The 24,189-nt window shown below is 59.4% G+C and carries 15 protein-coding genes and 1 pseudogene; 11 read left to right on the top strand and 5 right to left on the bottom strand.

The window, feature by feature from the left end:
* The first annotated feature begins 7 nt into the window (after nt 1–7).
* From kdpA to AC1DYF_RS22295, 5 genes and pseudogenes are all read left to right on the top strand, one after another.
* Complete coding sequence (gene kdpA, locus AC1DYF_RS22315) at nt 8–1,717, top strand: potassium-transporting ATPase subunit KdpA (protein ID WP_477878964.1); 1,710 nt, start codon at nt 8–10, stop codon at nt 1,715–1,717.
* Nucleotides 1,718–1,745: 28 nt separating this feature from the next.
* On the top strand, nt 1,746–3,779 hold the full coding sequence (kdpB, locus tag AC1DYF_RS22310) for a potassium-transporting ATPase subunit KdpB (RefSeq protein ID WP_477878963.1): 2,034 nt from the start codon (nt 1,746–1,748) through the stop codon (nt 3,777–3,779).
* 2 nt (nt 3,780–3,781) lie between these two features.
* The gene (gene kdpC, locus AC1DYF_RS22305) at nt 3,782–4,351 is read left to right on the top strand and encodes a potassium-transporting ATPase subunit KdpC (protein WP_477878962.1); all 570 of its coding nucleotides are present in this window, start codon (nt 3,782–3,784) and stop codon (nt 4,349–4,351) included.
* A gap of 15 nt (nt 4,352–4,366) precedes the next feature.
* Nucleotides 4,367–6,962 (top strand): annotated as a pseudogene (locus tag AC1DYF_RS22300) (ATP-binding protein).
* Nucleotides 6,931–7,620 (top strand): response regulator, encoded by a 690-nt coding sequence (locus AC1DYF_RS22295; RefSeq protein ID WP_477878961.1) that lies wholly within the window; start codon nt 6,931–6,933, stop codon nt 7,618–7,620. The pseudogene AC1DYF_RS22300 and the gene AC1DYF_RS22295 overlap by 32 nt, the downstream one beginning before the upstream one ends.
* A 27-nt stretch (nt 7,621–7,647) precedes the next feature.
* On the opposite strand, the gene AC1DYF_RS22290 is transcribed toward AC1DYF_RS22295, so the two are convergent.
* The 5 genes from AC1DYF_RS22290 to glgX form a co-directional block, all read right to left on the bottom strand.
* Complete coding sequence (locus AC1DYF_RS22290) at nt 7,648–8,076, bottom strand: nuclear transport factor 2 family protein (protein WP_477878960.1); 429 nt, start codon at nt 8,074–8,076, stop codon at nt 7,648–7,650.
* A 26-nt stretch (nt 8,077–8,102) separates the two neighbouring features.
* Complete coding sequence (locus AC1DYF_RS22285; RefSeq protein ID WP_477878959.1) at nt 8,103–8,540, bottom strand: nuclear transport factor 2 family protein; 438 nt, start codon at nt 8,538–8,540, stop codon at nt 8,103–8,105.
* A gap of 176 nt (nt 8,541–8,716) precedes the next feature.
* Entirely contained in the window at nt 8,717–9,142 is a 426-nt protein-coding gene (locus AC1DYF_RS22280) for a nuclear transport factor 2 family protein (RefSeq protein ID WP_477878958.1), read from the bottom strand.
* Nucleotides 9,143–9,255: 113 nt separating this feature from the next.
* Nucleotides 9,256–9,852 (bottom strand): LysE family translocator, encoded by a 597-nt coding sequence (locus AC1DYF_RS22275; RefSeq protein ID WP_477878957.1) that lies wholly within the window; start codon nt 9,850–9,852, stop codon nt 9,256–9,258.
* A 353-nt stretch (nt 9,853–10,205) separates the two neighbouring features.
* Complete coding sequence (gene glgX, locus AC1DYF_RS22270; RefSeq protein WP_477878956.1) at nt 10,206–12,278, bottom strand: glycogen debranching protein GlgX; 2,073 nt, start codon at nt 12,276–12,278, stop codon at nt 10,206–10,208.
* 135 nt (nt 12,279–12,413) lie between these two features.
* On the opposite strand from glgX, the gene AC1DYF_RS22265 reads away from it, so the two are divergent.
* From AC1DYF_RS22265 to AC1DYF_RS22240, 6 genes are all read left to right on the top strand, one after another.
* Complete coding sequence (locus tag AC1DYF_RS22265; protein WP_477878955.1) at nt 12,414–12,620, top strand: hypothetical protein; 207 nt, start codon at nt 12,414–12,416, stop codon at nt 12,618–12,620.
* A 76-nt stretch (nt 12,621–12,696) separates the two neighbouring features.
* On the top strand, nt 12,697–15,210 hold the full coding sequence (gene treY, locus AC1DYF_RS22260; protein ID WP_477878954.1) for a malto-oligosyltrehalose synthase: 2,514 nt from the start codon (nt 12,697–12,699) through the stop codon (nt 15,208–15,210).
* A 471-nt stretch (nt 15,211–15,681) separates the two neighbouring features.
* The gene (locus tag AC1DYF_RS22255) at nt 15,682–16,083 is read left to right on the top strand and encodes a hypothetical protein (protein WP_477878953.1); all 402 of its coding nucleotides are present in this window, start codon (nt 15,682–15,684) and stop codon (nt 16,081–16,083) included.
* A gap of 264 nt (nt 16,084–16,347) precedes the next feature.
* Nucleotides 16,348–22,812 (top strand): RHS repeat-associated core domain-containing protein, encoded by a 6,465-nt coding sequence (locus AC1DYF_RS22250; RefSeq protein WP_477878952.1) that lies wholly within the window; start codon nt 16,348–16,350, stop codon nt 22,810–22,812.
* 19 nt (nt 22,813–22,831) lie between these two features.
* Nucleotides 22,832–23,584, top strand: coding sequence for a hypothetical protein (locus tag AC1DYF_RS22245; RefSeq protein ID WP_477878951.1), 753 nt, complete (start codon nt 22,832–22,834; stop codon nt 23,582–23,584).
* A gap of 423 nt (nt 23,585–24,007) precedes the next feature.
* On the top strand, nt 24,008–24,189 hold a 182-nt coding region (locus AC1DYF_RS22240), incomplete at its 3' end, for a hypothetical protein (RefSeq protein ID WP_477878950.1).

Raw genomic sequence — 24,189 nt, 5'->3', positions numbered from 1 at the left:
ATTTTCCATGACCTTCAACGGATGGCTGCAAATCGGCCTTCTCTTCCTGATCACGCTGGCGCTGATCAAGCCACTCGGCCTCTATATGGCCCGCGTGTTCGAGGGCGAGCGCAATTTTCTCTCGCCAATCTTGCGGCCGGTCGAAGCCGGCTTCTATGCAATCTCCGGCGTTGATCCGAAGAAAGAGCAGGGCTGGCTGTCGTTCACCATGTCGATGCTGGTGTTCAACGCACTCGGCTTCGCGCTGCTCTATGCCATCCTGCGCCTGCAGGGCATCCTGCCGCTGAATCCGCAGGGCTTTGGCGCCGTGTCACCGGATCTTGCCTTCAACACCGCCGTCAGTTTCGTCAGCAACACCAACTGGCAGTCCTATGGCGGTGAAACGACGATGAGCAATTTCAGCCAGATGGCCGGGCTCACCGTGCAGAATTTCCTCTCGGCCGCCACCGGCATTGCGCTCGCGCTCGGCGTCACCCGGGCTTTTGCCCGCTCCGGCGCCAAGACGATCGGCAATTTCTGGGTCGACATGACCCGTTCGACGCTCTACGTGCTGCTGCCGCTATCGATTGTCGTGGCACTGGTTTTCGTCGCCATGGGCCTGCCGCAGACGCTTGACGCGTCGGCAACGGCGACCACGCTCGAAGGCGCCAAGCAGACGATCGCGCTCGGCCCAATCGCCAGCCAGGAAGCCATCAAGCAGCTCGGCACCAWCGGCGGCGGCTTCCTCAACGTCAATGCCGCGCACCCGTTCGAGAATCCGTCGGCGCTGGCGGACTATCTCAACATCATCAGCATGCTGTCGATCACCGCGGCGCTGCTCTACACGTTCGGCCAGATGGTCGGTGATCGCCGGCAGGGCTGGGCCTTCGTCGCGGCCTGCGGCTTCTTTCTGATCATCGGCACCGGCATCATCTATTGGGCGGAAAGCACCGGTAACCCGATCCACACCGCTCTTGGCCTCGACCCTACGCTCGGCAACATGGAAGGCAAGGAAGTCCGCTTCGGCCAGGCGATGACCGCCGCCTATAGCGCCGTGACCACCGCCATTTCCGATGGCGGCGTCAATGGCATGCTCGGCTCGTTCACCGGTCTCGGCGGCATGATCCCGATGTTCCTGATCCATCTCGGCGAAATGCTGCCGGGCGGTGTCGGCTCGGGCCTCTACGGCATGATCGTCTATGCCATCCTGTCGGTGTTCGTTGCCGGCCTGATGGTTGGCCGCACGCCGGAACTCTTGGGCAAAAAGATCGAAAGCCGCGAGATGAAGTTCGGCGTGCTCGCCATCCTCATCCTGCCGGCGGCCATCCTCGGCTTTGCCGCGGTCTCGGCCATCCTGCCCTTCGCCGTCTCCTCGATCGGTACCGCCGGCCCGCACGGCCTGTCGGAAATCCTCTACGCCTACACATCGGCAGCCGGCAACAATGGCTCGGCCTTCGGTGGTCTTAGCGCCAACACGCCGTGGTACAACACGACGCTCGGTTTCGGCATGCTGCTCGGCCGCTTCGGCTACGCGGTTCCCGTGATGGCGATCGCCGGCTCAGTCGCCGCCAAGATCCGTGTCGCCCCGTCCGCCGGTACCTTCCCGACCCATACACCGCTGTTCGTCGGCCTTCTGATCGGCGTCATCCTGATCATGGGCGGCCTGCAATTCTTCCCGGCTCTGGCACTTGGCCCGATCGTCGAGCATTTCTCGATGCTGGCCGGCCAAACCTTTTAACAAACGGGGCCTTCTGAAAGTTTTGATCATGAGCAAACAAAAACCAACCTCCCTGTTCGACGCCAAGATCCTCGGGCCGGCCTTTCGCGATGCCTTCGTGAAGCTCGATCCCAGGCTGCTGCTGAAGAATCCGGTGATCTTCGTCACCGAAGTCGTCGCCGCCGTGGTCACGCTGTTCTTCCTCCGTGACCTCGCCTTTAATATCAAGAATGCCGGCTTCTCGGGCCAGATTGCCGCCTGGCTCTGGTTCACGGTGCTGTTCGCCACCTTCGCCGAAGCCGTGGCGGAAGGCCGCGGCAAGGCGCAGGCCGACAGCCTGCGCAAGACCAAATCCGACCTCAGCGCCAACCGGCTGCTGCCCAACGGCCAGGTCGAGAAGGTCGCTGCGACCTCGCTGAGGATTGGCGACATCATCCGCGTCAAGGCGGGCGAACTGATCCCCGGCGACGGCGAAGTCATCGAGGGCATCGCCACCGTCAATGAAAGCGCCATCACCGGCGAATCCGCCCCCGTGATCCGCGAGGCCGGCGGCGACCGTTCGGCCGTCACCGGCGGCACGGAAGTGCTCTCCGACGTCATCAAGATCAAGATCACCGTGGCGCCGGGCAATTCCTTCGTCGACCGCATGATTGCGCTGATCGAAGGCGCCAAGCGCCAGAAGACGCCGAACGAAATCGCGCTTTCGACACTGCTCTCAGGCCTGACGCTGGTCTTCCTGATCACCGTGGTGACTCTCGCCGGCCTGGCGCTCTATTCCGGCACCATCCTGTCGGTCACGGTGCTCTCGGCGCTGCTGGTCACGCTGATCCCGACGACCATCGGCGGCCTGCTCTCGGCCATCGGTATCGCCGGCATGGATCGCCTCGTCCGCTTCAATGTCATTGCCACCTCCGGCCGCGCGGTGGAAGCTGCCGGCGACGTCGACACACTGCTGCTCGACAAGACCGGCACGATCACCTTCGGCAACCGCATGGCGACCGATTTCCTGCCTGTGCCGGGTGTCACGGCGCGTGAGCTTGCCGAAGCGGCCATGCTTGCCAGCCAGGGCGACGATACGCCCGAGGGCCGCTCGATCATCGGGCTGGCCAAGGGCGAGTTCGCCGTTCCCGAGCCGGCCAGCGCGATCGACGCTGTCATTCCCTTCGCTGCCGAAACCCGCATTTCCGGCGTCGATACAATGCAGCGCACCTATCGCAAGGGCGCGGTCGATGCGGTGTTGGCCTTTACCGGCCTCAAGCAAGCAGACACGCCGGATATCTTCCGTCAATCAGTCGACAAGGTCGCGCGCACCGGCGGCACGCCCCTCGCGGTCGCCGAAGGCAACCGGCTGCTCGGCGTCATCCACCTCAAGGACGTGGTCAAACCAGGCATCAAGGAGCGCTTCGCCGCGCTGCGTTCGATGGGCATCCGTACCGTCATGGTCACCGGCGACAACCCGGTGACGGCGGCGGCGATCGCTTCGGAAGCCGGCGTCGACGATTTCCTCGCCCAGGCCAAGCCGGAAGACAAGCTCGCCTATATCCGCCGCGAGCAGACCGGCGGCAAGCTGGTCGCCATGTGCGGCGACGGCACCAACGACGCCCCCGCGCTGGCGCAGGCCGATGTCGGCGTCGCCATGCAGACCGGCACCCAGGCCGCCCGCGAGGCCGCCAACATGGTCGACCTCGACTCCTCGCCGACCAAGCTGATCGAGATCGTCGAGATCGGCAAGCAGCTGCTCATGACCCGCGGCTCGCTGACGACCTTCTCGATTGCCAACGACGTGGCGAAATATTTCGCCATCATCCCGGCGCTGTTCCTGGTGACCTATCCGTCGCTCGGCGCGCTCAACGTCATGGGGTTGCACTCATCGCAGTCGGCGATCCTTTCCGCAGTCATCTTCAACGCGCTGATCATCATCGCGCTGATCCCGCTGGCGCTCAAGGGCGTGGCGTACCGCGCCGTCGGCGCCAACGCGCTTCTGCGCCGCAACCTCATCGTCTACGGCCTTGGCGGCATCCTCCTGCCCTTCGTGGGCATCAAGGCGATCGACCTCGTCGTCAACGCGATTCATTTGGTGTAACCATGCTCAACCATCTTCGCACGGGCGTCTCCATGCTCGTCCTCTTCACCGTCCTCACCGGCATCGCCTATCCGCTCGCCATCACCGGCATCGCCAAGACGGCGCTGCATGATCTTGCGGGAGGCAGCCTGATCATGAAGGACAAGACGATCATCGGCTCGACGCTGATCGGCCAGAACTTCACGAAGGACAAATACTTCTGGCCGCGACCCTCCGCGACCAGTAACGCGCCGTACGACGCGAGCGCTTCGACGGGTACCAATCTCGGCCCCACCTCCGACAAGCTGAAACAGGCTGTCAAGGCGGCGATCGACAATCTGCACAAGTCGGGCATGTCAGGTCCGATCCCCGCCGATGCAGCCACATCGTCGGGCTCGGGTCTCGACCCGCACATCTCGCCGGCCTTCGCGCTGGCGCAGGTGGAGCGGGTCGCGAAGGCCCGCAATCTCTCGCCCGACGCCGTCAAGACGCTAGTCGAGGACCACACCGACGGCCGGCTGCTTGGCATTATCGGCGAGCCGCGCGTCAACGTGCTCGAGCTCAACATGGCCCTCGATTCCCTCAAGTCGTAGGATTAGAACATAGGCATGGCAGACAGCGACCGCGATCCGAACCGGCCCGATCCCGATGCCCTGCTCGCGCTGGCGAGCGGGGACGGTCGCGGCAAGCTAACGATCTTCCTCGGCGCCGCACCCGGTGTCGGCAAGACCTATGCCATGCTGGCGCGGGCAAAAAGACTCAAGGCCGATGGCGCTGATATCGTCATCGGCCTCGTCGAGACTCACGGCCGGCGAGAGACCGCCGAACTGGTCACCGGCCTCGATATCCTGCCGCGTCGGCAGGTGCCATACGGCAACGGCATCGTCGAGGAATTCGACATCGACGCGGCGCTGGCGCGCAAGCCGAAGATCATCGTCGTCGACGAACTGGCGCATTCGAATGTCGAGGGCAGCCGGCATCCCAAGCGCTACCAGGACGTTGCGGAATTGCTGCGGGCCGGCATCAATGTTTGGACCGCGCTCAACATCCAGCATCTCGAAAGCCTGTCAGACATCGTCGCCGACATTACCGGCGTCACCGTGCGCGAGATCATTCCGGATATCGTGCTGCAGAAGGCCGACGAAGTCGTGCTGATCGACCTGACGCCGGCCGAGCTCATCACCCGGCTGGACGAGGGCAAGATCTACCTGCCTGACAATGCCAAGCGGGCGACGGACAAGTTTTTCCGCGTCGGCAATCTCACGGCCTTGCGCGAATTGGCGCTCCGCCGTACCGCCGACCGTGTCGACGACCAGATGGTCGATTATCTCCGGCAGAATGCTATCGAGGGGCCATGGCAGTCTGCCGAGCGGCTGGTCGTCTGTGTCGGCCCCGATGCGCTGGCGGAGAAGGTAGTGCGCACGGCAAGCCGCCTTGCCTCCGGCCTCAACGCGCCGTGGCTGGTCGTCTCCGTCGAGCGCACCGACCGCTCCGGCGACAGCGAGGCATTGCGGCGGCTCGACGAAATTTTCCTGCTGGCCGAGCGGCTGGGCGCGGAAACCAGGCGCGTCGCCGGCAATGACTATGTCGTGGAAATCCTCAAGCTCGCGCGCAAGGAGCATGCGACGCAGATCGTCATCGGCGCGCCGCGCCGCGATCCACTGTCACGCCTGTTCCGGCAATCGCTGCCGCAAGCGCTTTTGCACAATTCCGAAGGCTTTGGCATCCACTATGTGACCGGCGAAAATGGAACGACGCGGCGCCGGCTCGACCCGAGCGACTGGCGCTGGCAGGCGCTACCGCGCGACATCGTCACGGCTGTTCTTTCCGTCGCCGTGGCGACGGCGCTTGGACTGTCCTTCAACGCCATTGTTCCGCTGCCGAATGTATCGCTGCTCTATCTGCTGGCGGTGCTGGTGGGCGCAATCCGAGAGGGTTATCGCGCCGCTTTCATCACCGCCCTGCTTTCAGCGCTGACCTACAACTTTGCCTTTATTGCACCGATTGGCACGCTGAGCATTGCGCAGCCGCACGAGGTTTTCGCCTTCGTGATCTTCATCGTCGCCGCGTTGACCGCGGGCGGCATCGCCTCGCGCACCCGTGATCAGGCGCAGCTCGCCAGCGAGCGCGCCCGCATGACCGAAGCGCTCTACGGCTTTTCCTCAAAGCTCTCCGGCACGGCCAAGGCCGACGATGTGATCTGGGCCACCGTGTCGCAACTGCAGGCGTTGCTCAACGCCGCCGGGGCCCGGCACGGGCACGCTGCCCAACAGCGCCCATCAATTCCGGCCGCTGATGAGCCCGCACGGGGTGATGGGAGTCTGCGGTTTCGGCTTCGACGGCCGGGCGCTCGACAGCAACGAGGAGCGCATCTGGGCTGCGATGACCGACCAGTCGGCGATCGCCATCGACCGCGCGCGGCTGTCGCGCGAGGCCTCGGCGCAGAACGCCAAGCTGGAGGGCGACCGCTTTCGCTCCGCCCTGCTCTCCTCCATCTCGCACGACCTCAAGACGCCGCTCGCCACCATTACCGGGGCTGTCACCAGCCTGCGACAGCTGGGCGACAAGATGAATGCCGAGAGCCGTGACGACCTCCTGCAATCGATCGAGGAGGAAGGCGCTAGGCTGTCGCGCTTCGTTGCCAACCTGCTCGACATGACCCGGATCGAATCCGGCACCGTCAACCCGAAGCGCGACTGGGTCGACGTCACCGACGTGATCCGCGGCAGCGTCGAGCGGGCGAAGAAATATTTTCCCGGCCATGATATCGATGTCAGCATAGCCACGAACCTGCCGCTCATCCGCGGCGACAGCGTGCTGCTCGGCCAGGTCCTGTTCAACCTGATCGACAATGCGATCAAATATGGCGGCGACGAGCCGGTGGCGCTCTATGCGCGCAAGGATAGCAAGTCCGTCACGGTGTCGGTCACCGATATGGGACGCGGCATTCCGCCTGCAGAGCTTGAACGAATCTTCGAGAAATTCTACCGCCGCGGCGGCAAGGCCGACGGCCGCAGTGCCGGCACTGGGCTGGGGCTTGCCATTGCCCGTGGTTTCGTGGAAGCGATGAGTGGCACGATCAAGGCGGAAAGCCCTGCCGTGAAGAAGCGGGGCACGCGCTTCATGATGCGCTTCCCGGTGCCGGACGCGCCCGAGACTGGAGAACAGACCGTTGAGCGGACACCGAATCCTGATCGTCGATGACGAACCGCAGATCCTGCGTTTCCTGAAGCCGGCGCTGACCGCTGCCGACTATGACGTGATCGAGGCCGAGAACGGTGCCCAGGCGATCCAGAAAGTGGCGACCGCAGCACCCGACCTCATGATCCTCGATCTCGGCCTGCCTGATATGGACGGCAAGGAGGTGATCGCGCGGGTGCGCGGCTGGTCGGAAATCCCGATCATCATCCTCTCGGCCCGCGACCGCGAGGCGGAGAAGATCGCAGCGCTGGACCTCGGCGCCGACGACTATATCGAAAAGCCGTTCGGCATCGGCGAACTCACCGCCCGCATCCGCACCGCGCTACGCCACCGCGTGCGGCAAGAAGCGGGCACGGAGAAGATCGAGACCGGCGGCCTGATGATCGATTTCGTCCGCCGCCGGATCGAGCGCGACGGCGAGCCGGTGAAGCTGACGCCGAAGGAGCATGATCTGTTGGAACTGCTGGCGCTGCATTCCGGCAAGGTGGTGACGCACAAGACTCTGCTCACCTCCGTCTGGGGTCCGGCGCATGCGGAGGATCTGCAATATCTGCGTGTTTTCATCGGCCAGTTGCGGGCCAAGATCGAACGCGATGCGGCCAATCCGGTGTTCATCGTGACGGAGCCGGGCATCGGCTATCGCTTCATGGAAGCGGAGTGAAGTGGCAGCTCTCATAAGGGCCGGGGCTTACTCCTGCGCGAGGCGCACCAAGCCGGCGGCCTCGGCTATAGCAAGCGTATCGACGAATTGCACATGGTCGACGATCTTGCCGTCGCGAAAGATAATTTTGTCCATGAATTCCGTTTCGAACTCATGGCCGGTCGGGATAAAACGCACCTTTCCCTTCCTGTGGGTAACGATCGTGTCGCCGTCGGCATATTTGCCGACATTGAACATGCCTGAAAGATCCCAGGTGCCGACGAGTTGGGTGGCGGCCGCACGAAGCGCATCCAGGCCCTCCCATCGCTGCGTGAAGGGGCCAAGCCGGTCGGGACCGAGGATCTGGAAGCAACCGTCAGGTGCGAACCGGTCCAGCATGTCCTGGACAGGGTCGTCGGCATTGCGCAGCGCATAGAATTCCTCTGTCAATCGATGCAGGTCTGCTGAATCTGTCATTTGCTTCTCCCGGATGATCGTTTCCGTTATTCCTCGGCGAGACGCACCATGTCATAGGTTTCCGCGAAACCCAGCGTGTCGACGAATTGCCGATAGTCGATGATCTTGCCGTCGCGGAATGTCATCTTGTCCATGAATTCCGTCTCGAACTCTCGACCGGTCGGGATGAAACGCACCTTTCCCTTCCAATGGATGAAGACCGTGTCACCATCGGTATGTGTGCTGACCTTGACCAGGTTCGAAAGATCCCAGTCCGCGACGAATGCCGTCACAGCCGGCCGAAGCGCCTCGGCGCCCTCATATTTGCGAGTAAAGCCGCCGAGACGTTCGGTGCCGATGATCTGAAACCGGGCATTGGAGGCAAATCGGTCCATTACCCCCTCGGTGGCAACGGCCGGATCGTCTCCGTTGCGGACGACAAAGAATCCTTCGGCAAGCGCACGCACGTCTGCTGAATCTGCCATTGATATCCCCTCCCATTTTGTTTTTTCGCGTTGCACTTTCGTCCGGAAGGCCACGGCCAAAATTATCCAGTTGTCGGAGTGATCGATGATCGCGCGATGTCTGCGACTTTCGACCGAAGGCGTCTCGACTACGCAGGCCCCGCTCGTGTCACTGGCGAGTGATAACCCAGTGCCCCCTATTCCTCAGCGAGGCGCACCATGCCGACAGCCTCGGCTATGCCCAGCGTGTCAAGGAATTGGACATATTCGACGATCTTGCCATCGCGGAAGGTCATCTTGTCGATGAATTCCGTTTCGAATTCATGGTTGGTGGGATTGAAGCGCACCTTCCCTTTGCGATGGGTCAGCGTCGTGTCGCCATCCGTGTAGATGACATTGGCCAGGCCCGAAAGATCCCAGTCCCCGACGAGCGCGGTGGCCGCCACCCGAACCGCGTCGTGGCCCTCGAATCTCTGCGTAAAAGCACCGAGCCGGGTCGGGCCGAGGATCTGGAAGCAACCATCCGGCTGGAACCGCTTCACTATATGCTCGACAGGGTCGTCCGTATTGCGGATCGTAAAGAATTCCTCAGTCAATGCACGCACGTCTGCTGAATTCGCCATGGTCCCCTCCCGCCTGGTTGTTTTCATAATGCGCCCAACTGCGAAAGTTGCAACAGAAATCCAAGTGGTTTCCTGCGACCGATTCTCCACCTCCGGTTAAGACCATAGGCTGTCTAGGCGACGATGATCACCACCGAGACGGCAAGCAGCAGGCCCATCGCAATGTTGAAGACGCGCGCGCTTCTTTCGTCGCGCAGCAGGCGGCTGATCATCGCGCCGAGGAAAAGCCAGACAAGGCAGCTCGGAAAGGCGGCGACAAAGAAAATCGCGGCGAAGAGCAGCGCCGCAAGAGCGGGATTGCCGTCGCCGGTGACGCCGTAGACGCTCGCGGCACTGACGGCCACCAGCCATCCCTTGGGGTTCAGCCACTGGAAGCCGGCAGCACCCCAGAAACCGACCACCTTGSCCTCCTTGCCGCCGTTCATCGCGCCTGAGGTGGCGATCTTCCAGGAGAGCCAGAGCAACAGGGCCGCCCCCGCCCATTTCATCGCGCCCATGATGACGGGAAAGCCAATGAGCAGGCGGCCGAGGCCGAGCTGGGAGCAGAAGAGCAATGCCGCCATGCCGGTCGCAGCACCCAGCGCGCAGGGAAAACCGCGCCGGATGCCGGCAAGCGAACTCGTGGCCGTGATCATCACATTGCTCGGCCCGGGCGTGATTGCTGCCACCAGCGAAAAGGTGAAGAAGGCTGCGGCCTGGTCGGGGGTCATGGTCAACTCGCATTGTCGGAACGGATGCGAGTTTATGGGAGAATGGAGGGTGGGTCTTGAACGTTTGTGAGGGGGAAGGTCGGCGTCATTCGCTTTTCTTGAAAACACGCAGACATTGTGCCACGCCCCTCATCCGGCTGCCGCCACCTTCTCCCCGTAAAACGGAGAGAAGGGGATGGGCGCACCGGCCTCGCGTCCAGCTGCCGTTGCGGTAAGACGAGTAGAGCAAGCCTTTACCGTGTTAGAGGTGGGGCAAAGCGGAGCCATATCTCCCTTCTCCCCGTCACTACGGGGAGAAGGTGGCGGCAGCCGGATGAGGGGCCAGGCACAACGTATGCGATAGAAGAGCAAGCCTACCGGCTCAACAGCGCAAGCCCCCTGCCCGCCATTAGGAACTGCTCGTTCGGCTCCATCCGTTCCTCGGTAATCGCTATGTCGATCGTGGTCAGGCGAAGCTTCCAGGGTTTGTCGCCGTAATCGGGCACCGTGAACATCACATCGTCAGGCGTCGGGTTGAAGATCAGCAGCAATTCCGTCCAGATGCCGGGCTCACCGGCCAGATCGTCGCGGGACAGGTGCAGGCAGAGCGTGGTTTCCTCGGTCCAATGCTCGGGCGATTGCTCGCCGCCGTCGGCTGCGAACCAGTTGACCAGCATGCCGTCGCGCCAGGTGACGCGATGCAGGAGCGGCTGTTTCTTGCGCAATACGATCAGCCGCCTCGTGAAGTCGCGCAGTGCTTCCGCCTCCTTGTCCACCGTCGACCAGTCGAGCCAGGTCGTCTCGTTGTCCTGGCAATAGGCATTGTTGTTGCCGTTCTGGCTGTGGCCGAGTTCGTCGCCTGCAAGCATCATCGGCGTGCCGTGCGAGAACAAGAGTGTCGCAAGGAAATTGCGCTGCTGGCGCGCCCGGATACGGTTGATGTCCTCGTTGTCCGCTGGCCCTTCCCAGCCGTAATTGTGGCTGCGATTGTCATTGTGGCCGTCATTGTTGTCTTCGCCATTGGCGTCGTTGTGCTTGCCGTCGTAGGAGACGAGATCCCGCAACGTGAAGCCGTCATGGGCGGTGACGAAATTGACGCTCGACCAAGGCCGGCGGCCGCGCTGGTCGTAGAGGTCGCCGGAGCCGAGAATGCGGGAGGCAAAATCCTGCGCAGTGTTGGGATCGCCCTTCCAGTATTCGCGCACGGAGTCGCGATATTTGTCGTTCCACTCCGCCCAGCCGGGAGGGAAACTGCCGACCTGGTAGCCGCCGGGGCCGATATCCCAGGGCTCGCCGATCAGCTTGGCCTTGGCAAGAGCGGGATCCTGGGCGATCGCGTCGAAAAAGCCGCCACGCGGGTCGAAGCCGCCAGGTTCACGGCCAAGAATGGTCCCGAGGTCGAAGCGGAACCCGTCGACTTCCATCTCGTCGTGCCAGTAGCGCAACGAATCCATCACCAGCTGCAGCACGCGTGGATGGGAGGTGTTCAGCGTGTTGCCGGTGCCAGTGTCGTTGACATAGTAGCGGTGCTCATCCCCTATGGTCCGATAATAAGAGAAATTGTCGATCCCCTTGAAAGACAATGTCGGGCCGAGCTCGTTGCCTTCGGCGGTGTGATTGTAGACAACGTCGAGGATCACCTCGATCCCGGCATCATGGAAAGACCGCACCATCTTGCGAAAACCGTCCAGGCCGGCCGGGCCGTAGTAGCGGGCGGCGGGCGCGAAGAAGCCCAGCGTGTTGTAGCCCCAGTAATTCCGCAGCCCTTTGTCGAGCAGGTGGAAATCGTCGAAGAAGGCATGGACGGGCATCAGCTCGACGGAGGTGATGCCGAGCGATTTGATATATTCGACCGTCCTGTCATGGCCCATGCCCTCATAGGTGCCGCGCAGGTTTTCGGGTATCGCCGGATTGAGTTGCGTGAAACCCTTGACATGCGTTTCGTAGATGATCGTCGACGCCCAGGGTATGTCCATATGGGATGGCCCCCTCGCCTGAGGCTTCGGGCCGACAACCCGACATTTGGGCATGAAGCTGGCATTGTCCTGTTCGTCGAAAGACAAGTCCTTTTCAGGCGACAGCACGTCATAGCCGAAATGGGCGTTGGACTGTTTCAACTCACCCACCAATTCCCTGGCATAGGGATCAATGAGCAGCTTGTTGGCGTTGAAGCGATGGCCATTCGCCGGATCGTAGGGGCCGTGAACACGATATCCATAGAGGGCGCCCGGCTTCAGGTCCGGCACGAAGCCGTGCCAGATCTCGTCGGTGTTTTCAGGCAGAGGCAGTCGGGCAATTTCCGTCTTGCCGTCTTCATCGAAAAGACAAAGTTCGACGCCCTCGGCGCAGGCGGAAAAAATCGCGAAATTGACGCCTTCTTCCGTAACCTGAGCGCCGAGACGGCGTCCATCGCCAGGAAGAATTTCAAAAACTTTGGATTTGAGCATTCTGGGATCTCGCTTGCAGACCCGTCAAGAACGCGTTTCGGCGACGTGAGGTTCCTCGCAAGGCGATTAATTTGGGAACATAGGGGCGTTTCGACCGTTGCAGAGGGGCTTGCCCTCATCAGGAGATCAACTGACATGACCCTTGAAACATTGACGCATCCGGAGCCTTCCAAGCCGTGCGTCCACAATGTCGAGAACGACAAGCCGTCGGCGGAATTCGGCGATGAAGTCCATGTCGCCGTGCCGCAGGAGGTCAACGTGCCGCTGCCGCCGACGACGCATGAGCAGATCTCGATTCCGGCGTCGATCAACGGACGCAACCTTTCGGACGGGCGACCCTGAGGCATGAATGCCTGCCGCGCCGGCGGAGCGACTGCCGCTGGCGCAAATGCATTGCTATGCTCTTGGGATCGCCCGCATGAGACTTCCCACCGCGACCTACCGCCTCCAGTTTCGCAACGGCATGACCTTCGACAAGGCTGCCGAACTCATTCCCCACCTTACCCGCCTGGGCATCAGCCACCTCTACGCATCGCCGATCTTCGCCGCCACCAACGGTTCGACGCATGGCTATGACATCGCCGATCCCAATCTCGTGGATCCGTCGCTGGGCGGGATGGATGGCCTGATCCGGCTTTCGGACAGGCTCAGGGAGCATGGCCTCGGACTGATACTGGACATCGTCCCCAATCACCTGGCTGCATCGGTGGAGAATCCGTGGTGGCATGACGTGCTGCAGCACGGCCGACTGAGCCGCTTTGCCAGCTATTTCGACGTGGACTGGGATCGCAAGCTGACCTTGCCGATCCTGACTGGTCCGCTTCAGGAAGAAATCGCGAACGGCGCCGGCAAGCTTGAGGAAGAGAATGGCCTCATTGCCTTCGACTATAACGGCACGAAATATCCACTGCTGCCCGCCTCGCAGGAGGCTGCACGCGCAGCGACCAGCGGAAATCGGGAAACAATCATGTCGGTCCTCCGGCAGCAGGCCTGGGAGCTCGTGCCGTGGCAGGAGGCGGCGAACGGGCTGAGCTATCGGCGGTTCTTCGAGATCACCGGGCTTGTCGGCGTTCGGGTCGAAGGGACCCATGTTTTCGACGCTGTCCACGCGACGGTGCTTGATCTCGTCCGCCAGGGACGCGTGGATGGCCTGCGCATCGACCATATCGATGGCCTCGCCGACCCCGAGGCCTATCTGAAACGGCTGCGCGCCGCCGTCGGCCCGGATATCTACATCGTCGTCGAAAAGATTCTCGAAGGCAATGAGGACTTGCCGCACTCCTGGCCTGTCCAGGGAACCACGGGCTACGAGTTCATCGAGGCACTGTCGAACGTGTTCGTGTCGCCTGAGGTCGAGACATTGAAGCATGCCTGGGCGGCGATGAACCCGAACGACGCCGATGCGCATGCGGGCCTCAGGCGCGCCAAGGAATTGATGGTCGACGTCAATTTCCGCGGCGAAGTGGAGGCACTGCAGCGCCTGTTCCATGCGCTCGCCGAAAGTGAAAATGCGGCGATCGGGAGAGAGGCGCTCAATGCGGCCGTGCGCGAGGTGCTGATCGCGCTTCCCGTCTACCGGACCTACGGATCGCCGCGCAACCTGCCGCAGGAAAGCGCCGGGGTGCTGCGGGATGTGTTCGATAGGCTGACTTCACAGACCACGCACGACCTCCGGCCTGCCCTCGCCTTCGTCCAGGCGGTGCTTGAGGAAAAGGTGTCGTCGCAACATCTGCACCGGGCGCTGCGCGCCCGCACCCGGATGCAGCATCTGACGGGTCCGCTGCTGGCGAAATCGCTCGAAGACACGTTTTTCTATCGCTACAACAGCTTCATCGCCCTCAACGAAGTCGGTGGCGATCCGCTGGCAAAAGGCCTTTCACCGGACAATTTTCATCGGAAAATGCGCCACCGCCAGACGGTCGCCCGATACGCATTGTCCGCGACCTCGACCCACGACACCAAGCGCGGCGAAGATGCGAGAGCGCGGCTCTATGCGCTGTCGGAAGCGCCTGACACCTGGCTCGCGGCTATCGAACGCTGGAGGCAGATGTTGCGTCCATTTTCAACCCGTCTGGCGTCCGGTCCCGTGCCCGATGCTCATGCCGAATGGCTGATTTTCCAGGCTCTTGCAGGCGTCCTGCCGGTGGACTTCGATCCGCACAACCAAGCGACCGCCGCCGACCTCAAGGGGCGCTTTACGGCCTATCTCGAAAAGGTATTGCGCGAGGCGAAACTCGACAGCAACTGGAACGGCCCGGACCTCGAACACGAGCGGGCCGTCAAGGATTACGCCGCGGCGATGCTGGATGGCAAAGCTGGCGGCTTCCTTGAAGATTTCTGCAATGTGCTAAAACCCTTCGTCGATGCTGGCCTCTATAATTCGCTGAGCCAGACCGTGCTGAAGCTGACCTGCCCGGGCATTCCCGACATCTATAACGGATCCGAACTGGCCGATTTCAGCCTTGTCGATCCGGACAATCGACGCCCGCTCGACATTGGCGCGCTCTTGAACGTGCCGCTTCTGCAAAACTTGTCGAACAGCCGCGGCGCATTGCGTGACGGCAGCCTGAAGCTCAGCCTCATCGCAGCCCTGCTGCGGCAGCGACAGAGATTGCCGGAGCTGTTTGCCGAAGGTGACTACGTGCCGCTCTCCGTGTCCGGTCCGCGGGCGGAGCATGTTCTGGCTTTTGCGCGCAGTCATCAGGAACGCACGATGGTCGTGATCGTCACTAGGCTGTTGTTCCATGCTCTGAGGGACGGAGAGATTCCAGAGACGTTTTGGGCAGGGACGGTCGTCTATTTGCCGGAAAGTCGAGGGGACCGCGCCTATACGCTTCTGTCGGATGGGCGCGTTGTGACGCCCAACCCCACCTGCCCTGCTGCGGTGGGACCGCTTCTCAACGGCTTACCGTTCTCTATGCTGATTTCGTGATGCCGGTTGTCGACAAGCAGCCCTGAGCAGCTTCCTCGCCAGAACATAGCTTGAGTTGAGACGAATAGCGGGAAATCATGCGTCAAATTGCCGCACACCGGAGTTCGCATGACGAGAACCAGCCAATCCAGAAAGGTGCATCAGATTATCTCGTGCTGACTGCCTCTGCGTGAAACGGTATACTTAACTATGCGTTGCAAATGCTGGCTATCTCTTGGAACACAAAAAATGTCGCGAGCATCGTAGTGGGCAGCGAACTCATGGTTTCAGATCTGCCAACTATTGTTCTGAAATCCGAGCTGTCTAAAAATGTCCAAACGCTTTCAGGTTGTGAATTTACATAGCATACATTGGGTAATCGATGAATGACAACTTTAGCACCATTACATGACGCATCTCTAACATACTTTAGATTGCCCTTGTCAGACTATTCCGAGCTCGATATGACGCGAGATAAAGTGGAGCTTTATCATGTTTAAACACCTTATGATTATTGGTTTGCTCTCAGCTCCTGCGTCGGCCTTTTGCGCAACCGTCGACGGCCACCTGGTCTCGATCGACACAGACAACCATCGCCTGACATTGGATAGTGGTGCCGTTCTGAACCTGACGGAAAGCGTTGTCCTCGACGGCCTGTCGCCCGGACAATTGGTGAGGGCAACCTATACGGACGGCACGATAGACGTGACTGCTATCGATGTCCTGGAAGACAGCCCGCCCCCGGAAAGCACGGACAACACGACCTCCGTCGACAACACGTCGACTCCGGTGGGGGACACATCGACAGGCGTCGACGATACGTCGAGCGACACGACCCAGAATCCGGCGATCGACGGGTCCACCAGCCCGGACACCTCCGGCACCGCACAATAACATAGGACAGAATGGCAAGAACCACTCTGCCATGGACACAACAATCCCCATAAAAAAGTTCCATCCAGAATTCTTCAACGAAAGTTTATGTATAGCTCAGTATACTTAGGTATATTAAATCTTAATAATACTTAATTTACACTTAATAACAACGCAACTGCACTGCGAGTAACAATAAACTTCACTTGATTTTTATGGAAATGCCGTGTTAACCAAACCCTAATTCTGTGTCGTGGGGCACGAAACAGGTTCGAGGGGACTGAGATGGCTTTCCGTACTATTCGCTGTGTCTTGGCGCTGGCGCTTGCTTTTGCGCTTCCGACGCTGTCTTTCGCGAGCGACCCGGGCGACCAGCCGTCCAAGCAGTCGGAAAAAGGCACGACCATCAAGGTTCCCGATATCAGTTCGACCGGAACCCTCGATTATAGCTACGATATCGATGTCCCTGACTTTCGTGGGCTCGAACCCAAGCTGTCGATCAATTATTCATCGACGCGAAAGACCAAGGTCAACGGCCTTTACCAGGGATGGCTCGGCTATCAATGGGGTTTCAAGGGTTTTGACGTCATCGAGCGGGCCCGCCATCTGGGCACGATTCCGAATTTCGACAGCAATGACGTGTTTCAGCTGAACGGCGAGGAGCTCGTCCGCTGCACCAAGGCGCCGAGCACAAATGCATCCTGCACCGCTGGCGGCAATTATGTCTCCGAGACCGAAAACTTCCTGAAAATCGTCGCCAACGGCACGGATCTGCAGAATCCGACCTCGTGGACGATCACCAGTCGTGAAGGCACCACAATGGTGCTGCAGCCGGCGAGTGCCTTCGTCACCGGAGCTCCGAACACACTTCTGGCCACGGCCGCCCGCTACCTGGTCGCATCGATCACCGACACCAACGGCAACAAGATCGTCTACGACTATAACTGCCCATCCCTGCCGTTTTGCTACCCCAAGACCATCAGCTATCGAAACAATGGCAACAGCAACGACATCTTCACCATCCGCTTCATCTTCGAAGATCGTGCTGACGACCTGGTCGAGGCCAATGGTCAAAATCTGACGCCGATCAACAAGCGCCTTGCCGCCATCAAGATCAGCGGGCCGACCGCCGTTGTCGGCGCCTACAAGTTTGTTTACGAAGTCGCGCCCGGCAGCGGCGCTTCGCGCCTGATCAAGATGCGCCATTACGGCACCAATGCCATCGTCAACAGCGACGGCACCGTCGACTACGGCACGCAGGCGGCGAATGGCACGGTCACGCATTCGGGCCTGGGTCCGAGGGACACAAGTTTCACCTATGCGGACTACAGCTTCTTCTCCTCGGCCACCACTCCCTTTGCTTTGAACGGCTCCAGCGTCTGGGGCAAGCTGCTCCCCGCCGATGTCGACTCCGACGGAATCACCGAAATCGTGGCGACGCGGGACTTCCAGGATGCGAGCAGGCAAGACTGCTACGATTTGCTGAGTTTGACCCCCGGCGCCAATCCCAGTGCGCGGTTCACCGATATGAGCGCGATCAATTGTTCCGCTTCATATCAGTATATCAGCGGCAAGGAGCACAGTTTGCCCGAGTTCAGCCTCGGACATTTTGCTGACAACATCAACAAAACGCAATTGCTGTTCCGGCACCCGCTTGGCAGCGCAACTGTCGATGTAGCTGCAACGTTCCGCAGGAATACCGATAGCACCTTCACCATAACGCCGCAAACCTGCGCGACGGATATCCCAGCAAGCGATGCCCTGCATAACCAATGCGGCGAAGACTATCTGGTGACACAGGTTGCCGATTTCGACGGCAATGGTCGCGACAATCTGACAACCACCAATGACAGCGGTCAGGCGGGCAGCCTCGGAACGGCGAATTTCTATGACGACGGCCGGGATGAACAGGTGTTCGCGCGCAACAGCGGCATCGAAGTCAAGCGACTTCTGCCCGGCGCGACGTCCAATGAGATCGCAATGCTGGCCGTCGGTGTTATCTGCCCGGGAGGGCCTTCGGGCGAATCGGAGACGATGTACTCGTATTGCGAGTTCGGCGACCTGAACGGAGATGGTCTCGACGATCTGGTCATGGTGGTCGTATCACACGACATCTATGACGACCACAATAGTACCTGCCCCGATCTGCAGCCGGCACCCTGCGCCTATACGGTGACGCTGACCGCCTATTTGAGCCAGGGCCGCTACGACAACGGCAATCTGACCAAGGTTTTGACGACGACGCTGAATACCGGCAGGGCCTATAAGATCCAGCCGATGACGCTTGCCATTCGCGATCTCGACGGTGATGGAAAAGCCGAAATCATCTTCAGCAATCCGATCGCGATCGGCCAGAATCCGGCCGGGACCAACACTGATTACTACGACCTCAAGGCATACGACAACTCCCAGAAGACGTTCAAGGTCAAGCAGCTGAGGGTGACTTCGGATGGAACGCTGACGATGACGACGGACGCTGCACCCGGAAGCTACAGCCTGCAGAACGTCCTGACGCTTTCGGCCCGTGACATCGTCTTAGGCGATTTCAACGGCGATGGCCTCACCGACTATGCCTATCGCGACCAGCTCAAGAAGGGCGGCACGGTGATCGATCCCGCCAATTACGGGATCGCGACCCCAAGCACGTGGACTTCGACGGGTCAGCTGCAATATCAAAGCGATATGCGCGACGCTGGAAATGCGACGTCCTACACCGCCGTGCTCGGCTCCAGCGCGGTCACGCTGCCCAATGCTGAAGTCGGACCCAATAATTCGACGAATCTTCTGACACGCGTCGTCGTCGAAACCGGCGCAAAGACGACCTTTGAATTCACGCCGTCGACCACCTTCTCCAACACCTATCTGCCCTTCGTCGTGCAAACGGTGACCAAGGAGACAAGCGACGACCGGCGCGGCAATGTCGCCACAACGACCTACAGCTACTCCGGCGGACTCTACGACCAAGTCGCGCGCAAATTCCTCGGCTTCAGCACCTCGACCAAATATCTGCCTGCTTTGGCAAACCAGGCCAAGGGTTCGCATATCGTCACAACATATCGCCAGGACCTTGCCAGCTTCGGCCTGCCGGAATTGCAGGTGTTCTACGACGAGAACGATAATTGGCATAAGATGGTGGACGACGCCTGGAGCGTCCAGGCCGTGCAACTGCCCTACAGCGCCTTCAATATCGCCACCCACACCTATCTGCGCGAGGACGGCAGCGTCCAGACGCTGAAGACCACTCGCGATTATGACGTCTACGGCAATATCCTGCACGATCGGGATTTTGGCCTGGTGACGCCGGGGAGAAGCCCGTCCGACGCTCTGGCGAGCCCCTTCGGCACGTCTGGTGATACCGACATTGCCGGCGACGGCAAGCGGATCGACAAGTGGTTCATCTACAACAATGCCAGCTACATCGTCTCGCTGCCCTATCGGCAATATACATTTGCCGGCCCGTCCGGCACGTCGCCGAGCGGTGCAATGGGCGACAATACGGCGGCCATTGCCCAGACCGATTTCTGGTACGGCAATGCGGATATTACGGCCACGCCGAACGTTTCGCCAAGCAATGCGAACCTGGCGCAGCAGCGGGTCTACCAGAACGCGAATACGAACGCCTCTTCGACAATCACCTACGCCTATGACAGCCTGGGCAACAAGACCGTCGAGACGGTGAAGAGTGGCTCGGACGTGCTCAAGCGGACGATCTTCTCCTATACCGACGCGCAATTGCTGCGCCCGACGCAAATGGACCTTTTGGTCGACAGCAACACAACGCTGACCTCCACCTACAGCAACAACCTGACCTGCGAGGACGCCGGCGACGAGACCGATCCGAACGGCATCACCACGCGCCACAGCTATGACGAGTTCTGCCGCGAGGAGCGGGTCGAAAACCTCGCGACGAATGCCTATACGACGACAGACTACAGCGATGAAAGCAATGTGGACGCCATCGCCAGCGGCCCGTCGGGAACGCCGCCGCGGGTCGTCATCCAGTCTCCCCTGCCCGATGGCACGCTGACCAGAACCGTCAAGTTCATCGATGGCTTCGGGCGGGTGTATTCGACGCTGACTGCTGGTGACACGTCTTCGCCGGACGCCAATGTCGACGTGGTCTACGATGTGCATGGCAATATCGCCAAACAGTCCCTGCCGCATGGGACCGAAACACCGAAATTCAATACCTTCGCCTATGACTGGGGCGATCGCGTCATCACGGCGACCAATCCGGATACAACATCCAAGACAACGAATTACAGTCTGCAGACGGCCACATCATCGAGCGGTTCCAGCAACCTGCCACTTGGCATCGTCACCGTGACCGATGAGATCGGCGCAAAGACCGAGACGACGACGTCGAGCGATGGCGACGTGATCTTGCTCCGGCGCAAGGGGCCGGCCGCAAGCGACAGTTTCAACATCGTCTATGCAGCCTCCTACGACAATCTTCGACGGCTGGTCGGCGTGGCCGATCCGCTCGGCATCAGCACTCCCAGCCTGCGCTGGGCTTACGCCTACGACCTGGCCGGCAATCGCACCGATGCCACAGACCCCGATATGGGGCACTGGACATACACCTATGACGCCGCCAATCGCCTGAGCACCCAGACCGATGCCCGCAATATCGTCACGACGATCAAATATGACGGCATGGATCGGGTGACGAAGAAGTACACCGGCAACAGCAGTTCGCCGACCTATATCGCGGTCAATACCTATGACTGCCTGGAAGTGCCGCAAAACACCACAACGGACTGCAAGGGGCAGTTGACACTGGCGACCAATGGCCTGGCGACCAGCGACGCGAACTATGCCGAGCAGCGCTTCTACTACAATGACAATGGGCAGCTGCGGAAGAAGGTCTCGACCATCAATGCCGGGGCCAGCACGCCCGTCGTCAGCACGACGACCACCACCTATGACCGCGCGTCGAAACTGCCGATCTACAAGGAATATTTCGGCGCCACGTCGAGCACTGCCGATCTGCAGGTCGGCACCTCGACAAGCCCCTGGCAATATAACAAAAAGGGCCAGCTGACGAAAATCCCGGGCGGCTATATCCCGTCGATCACCTACGAGCTCGATGGCCAGACCACCTCGATCCAATATGCCAACGGCGTGACGACCAACTTCACCTATGACCTCAACCGCCGCTGGCTGAAGACCTTGGTCACCAAGCAGTCGAGCGGCACGAACCTGATCAACAACACCTATACCCGCGACAATATCGGCCGCATCACGGCCATCGATGGTGGTGGGCTGAACTTCAACAGCTGGACCTATACCTATGATGGGTCCGACCGGCTGACCTCTGCCTATTCCGGACAGTATGTGGGGCCGCTGAAGGAAGACTTCACCTACGACACCGCCGGCAATCTGACGCAGCGGACACATATCACCTCGGCGACGGCCAGCAATGTCACCATGGTCTACGGCAACTCCAACAAGCCGCCGCATGCGATCTCCAAGCTGAATGGGGTGGCGGTGACGTATGATGCCAATGGCAACACGCTCACCGACGGCACGGCGACCTATACCTGGGACGACGCCAACCGGCTGTTGACGGTCACAAAGAGCGGACAGACGGTCTCAACCAAATATTTTTACGGGCCGGATGGAGAACTCTCAAAGCGAGTCTCGACCACTAATGAGATCACACTGTATCCAGATGCGGAGGCCGAGATGGATCTTCCTCCTGGCACCAGCACGTGGAAATACACGCGCTATCCACATATGGATGTCGAAGTCGACGGCACTACTCAGTGGTTCCTTCACCGTGATCATCAGGCTTCGGTACGCATACTGACCAGTGGGACAAACCAACGAGACCCCATCGTCTATCAGGCCTATGGCCAGCCGTTCGACTCGACTACTGGAGCTGCGCCAACAGCAGTCGGCATACTCGCGAAGAAATATATCGGCGAGCGTTTCGACAAAGACGCAAATCTTATCTACCTCCACGCCCGCTATATGAATCCTTATACTGGTAGGTTTATATCACCAGATGACTGGGATCCGATTAAGGATGGAGTTGGTACGAACAGGTATTCTTATGCCGAAGGCGACCCAATTAATAAGAGCGATCCGAATGGCCATCTTGACTTCGATTACAACGGAACAAACGGCATTGCAGTTCATTCATTATTGGGTGCCAACGATGGTCCAACTGTACGAGCTGGATACACTCCCGAAAGGACGTTAGGTGAGATATTTAGAAGCGCATTTGGCATCGATTCAAAAGATCCGCATCGGCCTGATGGGAGCTTGGTTACAGGTCCAGCTGCACTTTCTACTTTAGACTACAAGCCAGTGACACACGTTCACGACGGGCCATTGAAGGATCGTGACCTTGCACAGCAGAGGGCCTGGTCGCAGGTTGCGCGCCAGCATCACGTAAGCTTAACGTTCGCTTCCACTGACTTTCTTTCGAAGTACTTTGGAGGCGGAAAGATTCAGGGCACGATTACAGGCACCGACGGTCAGTTGAAAACTGTCAGAACTTATGTAGGCACAGTCCCAGGTATTGTGTACTATTCACTCACAAACGTGAATAAAAAGGGTCGTGAGGCTGAAGTATCGTCCATGAATCAAGCTTCAAGAGCTGACTCTACGGCTTCCGAGGGACTGAATAGCGATTACGGGCCCTCCAAGGAATTTGAACGGAATGCGAAAACGGCTACTTTTATGGGGGTGCTTGCAACAATTGGGTGGGGACTTGCATACGCAGCATCGCAAATCCCGTGACTTGAGGCAGGAGACACCAATGCGCTACTTTTCTAACATGCAACCAGAAAGTGAAATCGTCCTTGTTCGGACCAAAGCCATGTTGGCTGATTTCGACAATCATCGAGGTAGTTTCGAGGGCCTTAATTATCCCACCCGCACCAATATACTCGACCTGCCATTCATCGAATTTGTACCGATGTCGCGTCAATCGATACTTGAAATTTTAGACGCGGAGCGCCTTTCGTGTATCACAGGGCAGCCAGTTACAGCTGAACACAACCTTAAATACAACTGCATCGTTGAAACCGCTTCACGGTGGCGCGAGAGTATAGATTACCAACGACCAGTCGTTGGATCATTTGACCAGAAGTTCCCGGCGATAGATCAGTGTCTCCGGAACATAAAACGTGACTTTTTTGATGGCACCGCATTTGACAGCGTAGTAATAGAAAGCTCTAGAGGGCAAAAAAGTATTGAATTCAAGTTCCCAGCCATAATTTACGGCTCAATGACGGCACATATTGACATAAAATTGAAATACAATGGAAGAATGAACTTTTATGTGAGCAGCATATATCCTAAATCAGGCGATATATATGTTAACGCCCAAGACTATTATCTGACGGGCTCATTTCATTATGCAAAATTTGAAATTAGTCCAGGGTCTGAAGAGCAGTTTCATGTCGCTTCGAACAGCGTCGAATCAGGTATCTCTCGCATCGTTAAGATTGCAATAGCTGTGGCATCTTACTACAATCCTCATATGCAACCAACCGAGACGTCCACTTAGCTCGCGGTGGGGAAGTCAGGTTAACGCGGCTTTCGGATTGACGATCGTTTGTGATTCATTGGCCTGCAGTGATTCTCACTATGGGGCGCCGACAAAGTCCCCGCAATCGCCAACAGTATCAAAAATGCTCTCAAAGCCGGCCCCGAGGCGGTAAATATCGCTCCTGGAAATTACAAGGTCGACAAAGTCCCTGCAATTGCCAACAGTATCAAGAACGCTTTCAAAGCCGGCCCCGAGGCAGTAGATATTGCTCCTGGAAATTACGACGTATATCATTCGTTGAATAGCCAAAAGCAGCCGCAATATGTCGGAATAACTACACAAACGGTTGAGGTGCGAAGCGCCCAACACATGAGCAATAAAGGAATTTCAGTCTCCGCGATTCCAGGCCTATCATCTATGTCGAAGGCGGAGGCTCGCTCGGTGGAAGAAGCTTTGATTGCCAAATTTGGAACGGCTAGCCCGGATATCTCACACTTGTTTTTGAATTTGCTTTCGGCGGGCGTTTTCGAGGGTTCAGCGGTGATGTCGGTGCTTGCGCGGCGGGTCAGGGGCGCGCTGCAGCATTTTGACCGTCAACGGGGCGAGCAGTGCCGCCCGCGGCA

The organism is Rhizobium sp. P2_G9, assembly GCF_056403475.1.
The sequence above is the reverse complement of the archived record's forward strand: the minus strand, read 5'-3'. Positions and strand labels throughout refer to the sequence as shown.

Excerpts from the sequence above, each read along its gene's own strand:
- kdpB (WP_477878963.1), top strand. The coding sequence starts at position 1,746 with ATGAGCAAACAAAAACCAACCTCCCTGTTCGACGCCAAGATCCTCGGG.
- kdpC (WP_477878962.1), top strand. The coding sequence starts at position 3,782 with ATGCTCAACCATCTTCGCACGGGCGTCTCCATGCTCGTCCTCTTCACC.
- AC1DYF_RS22290 (WP_477878960.1), bottom strand. The coding sequence starts at position 8,076 with ATGACAGATTCAGCAGACCTGCATCGATTGACAGAGGAATTCTATGCG.
- AC1DYF_RS22285 (WP_477878959.1), bottom strand. The coding sequence starts at position 8,540 with ATGGCAGATTCAGCAGACGTGCGTGCGCTTGCCGAAGGATTCTTTGTC.
- AC1DYF_RS22280 (WP_477878958.1), bottom strand. The coding sequence starts at position 9,142 with ATGGCGAATTCAGCAGACGTGCGTGCATTGACTGAGGAATTCTTTACG.
- glgX (WP_477878956.1), bottom strand. The coding sequence starts at position 12,278 with ATGCTCAAATCCAAAGTTTTTGAAATTCTTCCTGGCGATGGACGCCGT.
- AC1DYF_RS22265 (WP_477878955.1), top strand. The coding sequence starts at position 12,414 with ATGACCCTTGAAACATTGACGCATCCGGAGCCTTCCAAGCCGTGCGTC.
- treY (WP_477878954.1), top strand. The coding sequence starts at position 12,697 with ATGAGACTTCCCACCGCGACCTACCGCCTCCAGTTTCGCAACGGCATG.
- AC1DYF_RS22255 (WP_477878953.1), top strand. The coding sequence starts at position 15,682 with ATGTTTAAACACCTTATGATTATTGGTTTGCTCTCAGCTCCTGCGTCG.
- AC1DYF_RS22250 (WP_477878952.1), top strand. The coding sequence starts at position 16,348 with ATGGCTTTCCGTACTATTCGCTGTGTCTTGGCGCTGGCGCTTGCTTTT.
- AC1DYF_RS22245 (WP_477878951.1), top strand. The coding sequence starts at position 22,832 with ATGCGCTACTTTTCTAACATGCAACCAGAAAGTGAAATCGTCCTTGTT.